The following is a 1577-nucleotide window of genomic DNA, read 5'->3' on the forward strand; positions in this document are numbered from 1 at the left end:
GAACGTGTAGAAATTCGTATGCCTAAATCAATTATCGAGAAATTAGATAAATACCAAGAAGAAAACGGACTGTCTACAAGAACAGCAACTATTCTCGAATTATTGCGAAAAGGCTTAGAAAAATAACGTTGGCTAAAGCCAACCGAAATTCATCTCCCACCTACTCATTGGTGCTATTCGCACCTTCACATTCCTTGAGGATGGGAGACTTCTTTCGGAAAGCCGTTAAAACATTGGCGCGCAAGAGAAGGCATTGATCCATTTGTTGGTTACACGCCTGAAGAAGTGATGTATGCGCGCATGTGGCATGATTTTACAAAAACGAGCCGTCCGCCAAAACTTACGGTCATGTTTCACGAAGCGGGCAGCTATATTAACCCCTATATGGAAGAAAGCGCGCTTGTGTACCCTGAAGATGTCGTATTGTTAATGGGGGAATACGGCGCAGACGGCATGGTCGTATATAGCGCGCAAGACGACGACACCGTGCACGTGTATGATGTGCCGCTTCGCTGGCAACAACATACAGCAGAAGATATGCGCAAGGCGACAAAGCAAGTGTTAGAAACCGTTACCACTAAAAAAGTGCCAAAGGGTAACACCAGCACCGTAGCGCAAATTTTAGAAACGATGACGGTAGAAAAATAAATCATGTTGATTTTTACGTTATTTATGGCGATTTCATATTTCACTTCTTATAGTTTTTGCAAAAGCGAAGGAGCTATTATATAATTAATTGTACAACATATTGTACTATGGAGGTGTTGAAATGGAAGCGGTAACGTACTCAAATTTTCGTCAAAATTTACGTGGCTATATGAAACAAATCAATGAAGATTCAGATACCTTAATTGTGACAAGTAAGGATGTAGAAGATACTGTGGTTGTCATGTCTAAGCGTGATTATGATGCGATGCAAGAATCGATGCGCACTTTATCCAATACGTATGTGATGGAGAAAATTCGTCGAGGCGATGAACAATTTCGAGCGGGTGAAGCGAACATTCGGGAATTAATCGAGGTTGAAAATGATTAAAGTTTGGTCGGATGATGCTTGGGCAGATTATATGTACTGGCATGATCAAGGCGATAAAAGTACCATCAAAAAAATCAATCGATTAATCAAAGACATTGACCGCCATCCATTTGAAGGTATTGGTAAGCCGGAGCCTTTAAAATATGAATTAGCGGGGAAATGGTCCCGCCGTATTACAAATGAACATCGTTTAATTTATCGCATAGCAGATGATATGATGTATATTTACTCTGCAAAAGATCATTATGGCTAAACGATTTATAAAATAATGTACACAAAAGACATGAAGCTATGCGCATTTCATGTCTTTTTTGTTTGAGGATTATTGATGAATAGAATTACATAAAAATCTCGAAATAGAATAAAAAAATCACTATTGTCGCATAAAATTTAACTGAATTTTCTGTTTTCTTCATTTTTCATTTTTGAAGAAAAACGAAGACACTTGAACAGAGGTAGTGAACATCCATTTTTTTACTATAACCTATGACGAGTGTGACAGAAGTGGTTGAACCTTTATGGAACGGCTTTTCCAGAGATT

Annotated in this window: 3 protein-coding genes; all 3 read left to right on the top strand. The window is 38.6% G+C overall.

Going from position 1 to position 1577, the window contains the following annotated elements; genetic code table 11:
- The first annotated feature begins 300 nt into the window (after window positions 1-300).
- The 3 genes from DDE80_RS14300 (at window position 301) to DDE80_RS14310 (ending at window position 1289) form a co-directional block, all read left to right on the top strand.
- Window positions 301-648, top strand: a complete 348-nt coding sequence (locus DDE80_RS14300) for a hypothetical protein (RefSeq protein ID WP_153060931.1) — start codon at window positions 301-303, stop codon at window positions 646-648.
- Window positions 649-769: 121 nt separating this feature from the next.
- Window positions 770-1036: a type II toxin-antitoxin system Phd/YefM family antitoxin gene (locus DDE80_RS14305; RefSeq protein WP_108308610.1), complete on the top strand. Its 267-nt coding sequence runs from the start codon at window positions 770-772 to the stop codon at window positions 1034-1036.
- Window positions 1029-1289 carry a Txe/YoeB family addiction module toxin gene (locus DDE80_RS14310; protein WP_108308612.1) on the top strand — a complete coding sequence of 87 codons (261 nt, stop codon included), beginning with the start codon at window positions 1029-1031 and terminating at the stop codon, window positions 1287-1289. Before DDE80_RS14305 ends, DDE80_RS14310 begins: the two co-directional genes overlap by 8 nt.
- Window positions 1290-1577 lie beyond the last annotated feature (288 nt).

It is taken from the genome of Metalysinibacillus jejuensis (assembly GCF_003057615.1).
Classification (GTDB): domain Bacteria; phylum Bacillota; class Bacilli; order Bacillales_A; family Planococcaceae; genus Metalysinibacillus; species Metalysinibacillus jejuensis.